Genomic DNA, 3589 nt, shown 5'->3' with positions numbered 1-3589 from the left:
TATTAATATAAAAAATGAAGGATTAAGATTAATCCAAGAAAAAATAATAAAGACAAGTCCCTATTGGGATTGTCATGGCCTGCGGTGCGCGGGTATCGGCTCGAAAATATTAACATTCCACTCAAAGAACATGTTAAAAAATCGAGAATCCCCAACTTCTTAAAAGTTGGCGGAAGTTCAAATACAAGTTGCTAACAATATATATTATAGAGGTGATAATATGCAAGTTGGAGAATATGCCGTAACACCATCAGATGAAAATGAATTAATCGAGTTTTTAAGCTTCAACGATTTCACACACAACGCAGCGATGGACAACAATCCGTCAAACAATGAATATGTCATTGTCGTCAATGTGGTAAACAGGTTCTACTTCATTGCGGACAGGTTCTTCGTATATCCTCGCCTTACTCAAGTTGAGTTTTTCAAAAAGATAAACCATTATCCAAAAGACGGGATTGAACATAAGAGACTTCTTGACGATGAGGGAAGGCTTCTTTACGAGGGATATGTCATAAACGACCATCCCTACGGCCTTGGAAGACTGTACTTCGACAATGGAAACGTCTATCAGGAAGGAGTCTTTGACATCAAGGGAATACGATTGGGCAAGGAGCACTACTGTTCCGGCCAGGTCAAGTTCGAGGGCTCATGGGGCATAAACAAAGGATATGGTCCCAATGCACCAAGGAAAGGCAGCGTCTATAATGAGGGCGGCGAAAGGACATTTGCAGGCAAGTTTGAAATCATAAAAAGCGGTGTCGGATTGCCAATGATCAAGTATCCCACAGGGTATAGGCTCATTGAGGAGAACCGACCCAAAATCGATTACATCAAACATGATGAAATGCCTGAAAGGGACATGAATGATGAAATCTTTGACATGATATGTGAGCTTGACTCCTGCAGCATATCCGAACTGTGCAGACTCAGGGATGAAACCGTTGAAATGATAAGGGACGAGAACCTCTCCAAGAATGAATGCGAGAACTATCACAGGTACCTTTCAAGCATATGCGACGTGATTTATCTCAAGATGAGGAACTGAATCATGAAACTGGACAGCAAGTACGTTTTTCACGTTCCGCTTTACAAATATGAAGACAATCGCCTAACGCCACTCGAAATTGATGATATTCTTTGTGAGCTGTTTGATGAATTCCACAAAAAAGGCTTTGAGGGCATGTATGTGAGCAAGGTCAAGTCCCGCTATAAGGGACGCATCTATGATGAGCTATTGATTACATTATTCACAACCGAAGACAAGTCACCAGAGGAGATATTCGAAAGGTGGTTTTTGAAAAACAATGAAATGTTAAAACAAGATGAATTCGCCTATGAAAAGGGCAACGCCATGACTATTGTGAGGTTAGTATTATGAAAGAAAAGAAGTATGTAGATGAGGGAAAGTATGCTGTGCCAAGATGGCTTGTCTATCCGAACCTGTCAGCATGGACAATCGGATGGAGAATGGGCTACGGCGAGGATTACCGTATGAACGAACCGCCAAGGGACAGGAATTTCTCAAAGCTGTTCCCAACACCAAGAAATTGGCTATTCAATCCTCGCAAATCCAAATTCAAACCTATTCCACTTTTGGGATACCTTTGGAATGATGACGGAAAGCCAAAATACTCAGAAATTTCAGGAGATGAGGTTGTTGTAAATGACGTCATCACAATGTCCGATGAAAAGGAGTTTTTAATCCCCATATAATGAATATTTTTGATAATTAATGATAATCACTTATTATTTGAGATTTTTACCGTAAAATTGTCTAAAACTGTAAAATTGAACTCATTTATAACTGCTTAATTTATATAATTTGAAAATATAATCAGATATATGAATATAAAAACACCACTGAATAAATTAAAATTTATTGGAAATATTCTCCCTAAAATGGATAATAGGGGAGCATTGTTGATTCCATTAAGTTTAAAAGTGAAAGATTTGGAATTTGCCCATTACCGTCATATTCCAATTAATTGGAATATTGAAGCAGTAATGCCAAAATGTTTACCAAAGGATTTTTCTAAAAATGCTGTAAAAATTGTTGACATGTTTAGAAGAAAAACAATTGACTTGGACTATGAAATAATGCTGATATTTTACTATAAAACTGCAGAGTTATTGTACTGCTTTGTTAATGAGGAAAGTGGTGGCGATGAGGTTTCTGGTCAAGTTGACGAGGAAATTTTCGCTGGACATGACATTGCAGTTATCCACAATCATCCAAAGAATTATGGATCTTCCCCTTCAAATGAAAATTTTCAGATTTTGGATTTAACCTTCCAAGATTATGAGATATTGTCCTCATGGGATGGAATTTGGATTATAGAATCGAGGGAACTGATACCCATAGGAGAAATAAGAAAAATAAAGTATAAAATACAACAATTTTATGAATATTCATGGGAAATTGTTGGAAATATGGATGGAGGAAAAATGGAAATGATTAAGCAATTTGATATATTATATGGAAATTTATTGCTAACTTATATTAATAACTATCCTTTAAATATTAAATTAACTAAAAAGGTGTTTAAACATGAAGATTGATTTGTTGAGAACAGCACATCCTTTGGAAGTGGATTGGAAAACCATTTCAAAAGTTAAAAAAAAGCTCAAAGAAGAGAACACTACCTCTGAAGAAAAAATCAGGGAGATTTTTTCACAAATAGATGTGGAAATAGATTTGGATGAGATGATTAATTAGCAATTAATCATCAACTTATTTTTTTAGATAAAATCACTTTTAGGCCTTGCCTCAATGCCGAACTCAGAATACATTTCTCGTGTTTTTGGATTTGACTCTATAGCAAGGTATTTGTCTGGATCATCGCCATGAGTTGGAAGAACTTTCCTTTCAAGCCAATACATTTTAAGCTCAGGAGGACGCTTTCCGAAGTTCCAGTAGGATTCAGCTATTTTCAAGTCGGTGTTTTCCTCAATGTGTCTGAGTGAATTGGTTGAGGTGTAATTTGGGCTTGCTGTTATTAGAATGATTGATTGTCCTTAATGAGTTGAATTTGTCTCAGATTGTGCAGAATGTACTCGCTTTCAAAGGGTATTTTTTTTGTCATGTTTAAAAGTATATTATTAACATTATATATACTAAGTATATGAAAATCGTTACTTGGAACTGCAATCAGAAATTCAGGGAATCATTTAGGGAGATTATAAAGGAAAATGCTGACATTTACGTTATTCAAGAATGTGAAGATCCGTCAAGGTCCAAGGTTGATGAGTATAAGGAATTTGCATCAAACCATTATTGGGTGGGAGACAATGTCAATAAAGGACTGGGTGTTTTTGCTCGTGAGAATGTAAAAATTGAATTGGCTGGTTTGGAGGATAATGGTCTTCGATATTTTATTCCGCTAAAAGTTAATGATACTTTCAATCTTTTGGGAATCTGGACAAATCCCAATGTCAAATATCCCGTTGCTGAATATCCAAATGAGATAACAAGATATTATGAACTTCATAAGGAAAGTGGATTTTTCAATGAGGATTTAATAATGTGTGGGGATTTCAACTGTGATGCACGATTGAAAGGGGCTCATGCTAAAAATGTTTTTAAAAT

General features: G+C 36.0%; 7 protein-coding genes. 6 read left to right on the top strand and 1 reads right to left on the bottom strand.

Translation table 11 applies throughout. From position 1 onward, the window contains the following. Window positions 1-220 precede the first annotated feature (220 nt). From ILA26_RS07750 to ILA26_RS07730, 5 genes are all read left to right on the top strand, one after another. Window positions 221-1048 carry a hypothetical protein gene (locus tag ILA26_RS07750; protein WP_292896019.1) on the top strand — a complete coding sequence of 276 codons (828 nt, stop codon included), beginning with the start codon at window positions 221-223 and terminating at the stop codon, window positions 1046-1048. 3 nt (window positions 1049-1051) lie between these two features. Further along, entirely contained in the window at window positions 1052-1381 is a 330-nt protein-coding gene (locus tag ILA26_RS07745; RefSeq protein ID WP_292896017.1) for a hypothetical protein, read from the top strand. Next, on the top strand, window positions 1378-1716 hold the full coding sequence (locus ILA26_RS07740; protein WP_292896016.1) for a hypothetical protein: 339 nt from the start codon (window positions 1378-1380) through the stop codon (window positions 1714-1716). Before ILA26_RS07745 ends, ILA26_RS07740 begins: the two co-directional genes overlap by 4 nt. 129 nt (window positions 1717-1845) lie before the next feature. Further along, entirely contained in the window at window positions 1846-2562 is a 717-nt protein-coding gene (locus ILA26_RS07735; RefSeq protein ID WP_292896015.1) for a hypothetical protein, read from the top strand. Continuing rightward, entirely contained in the window at window positions 2552-2719 is a 168-nt protein-coding gene (locus ILA26_RS07730) for a hypothetical protein (RefSeq protein ID WP_292896014.1), read from the top strand. Before ILA26_RS07735 ends, ILA26_RS07730 begins: the two co-directional genes overlap by 11 nt. Before the next feature lie 23 nt (window positions 2720-2742). On the opposite strand, the gene ILA26_RS07725 is transcribed toward ILA26_RS07730, so the two are convergent. Next, complete coding sequence (locus ILA26_RS07725; RefSeq protein ID WP_292896013.1) at window positions 2743-2937, bottom strand: hypothetical protein; 195 nt, start codon at window positions 2935-2937, stop codon at window positions 2743-2745. A gap of 188 nt (window positions 2938-3125) precedes the next feature. On the opposite strand from ILA26_RS07725, the gene ILA26_RS07720 reads away from it, so the two are divergent. After that, the coding region (locus ILA26_RS07720; RefSeq protein ID WP_292896012.1) for an endonuclease/exonuclease/phosphatase family protein at window positions 3126-3589 on the top strand (464 nt) is incomplete at its 3' end.

It is taken from the genome of Methanobrevibacter sp. (assembly GCF_017940815.1).
Taxonomy (GTDB): domain Archaea; phylum Methanobacteriota; class Methanobacteria; order Methanobacteriales; family Methanobacteriaceae; genus Methanocatella.
This window is presented reverse-complemented; position numbering and strand designations above follow the sequence as displayed.

Excerpts from the sequence above, each read along its gene's own strand:
- ILA26_RS07730 (WP_292896014.1), top strand. The coding sequence starts at position 2,552 with ATGAAGATTGATTTGTTGAGAACAGCACATCCTTTGGAAGTGGATTGG.
- ILA26_RS07745 (WP_292896017.1), top strand. The coding sequence starts at position 1,052 with ATGAAACTGGACAGCAAGTACGTTTTTCACGTTCCGCTTTACAAATAT.
- ILA26_RS07735 (WP_292896015.1), top strand. The coding sequence starts at position 1,846 with ATGAATATAAAAACACCACTGAATAAATTAAAATTTATTGGAAATATT.
- ILA26_RS07740 (WP_292896016.1), top strand. The coding sequence starts at position 1,378 with ATGAAAGAAAAGAAGTATGTAGATGAGGGAAAGTATGCTGTGCCAAGA.
- ILA26_RS07750 (WP_292896019.1), top strand. The coding sequence starts at position 221 with ATGCAAGTTGGAGAATATGCCGTAACACCATCAGATGAAAATGAATTA.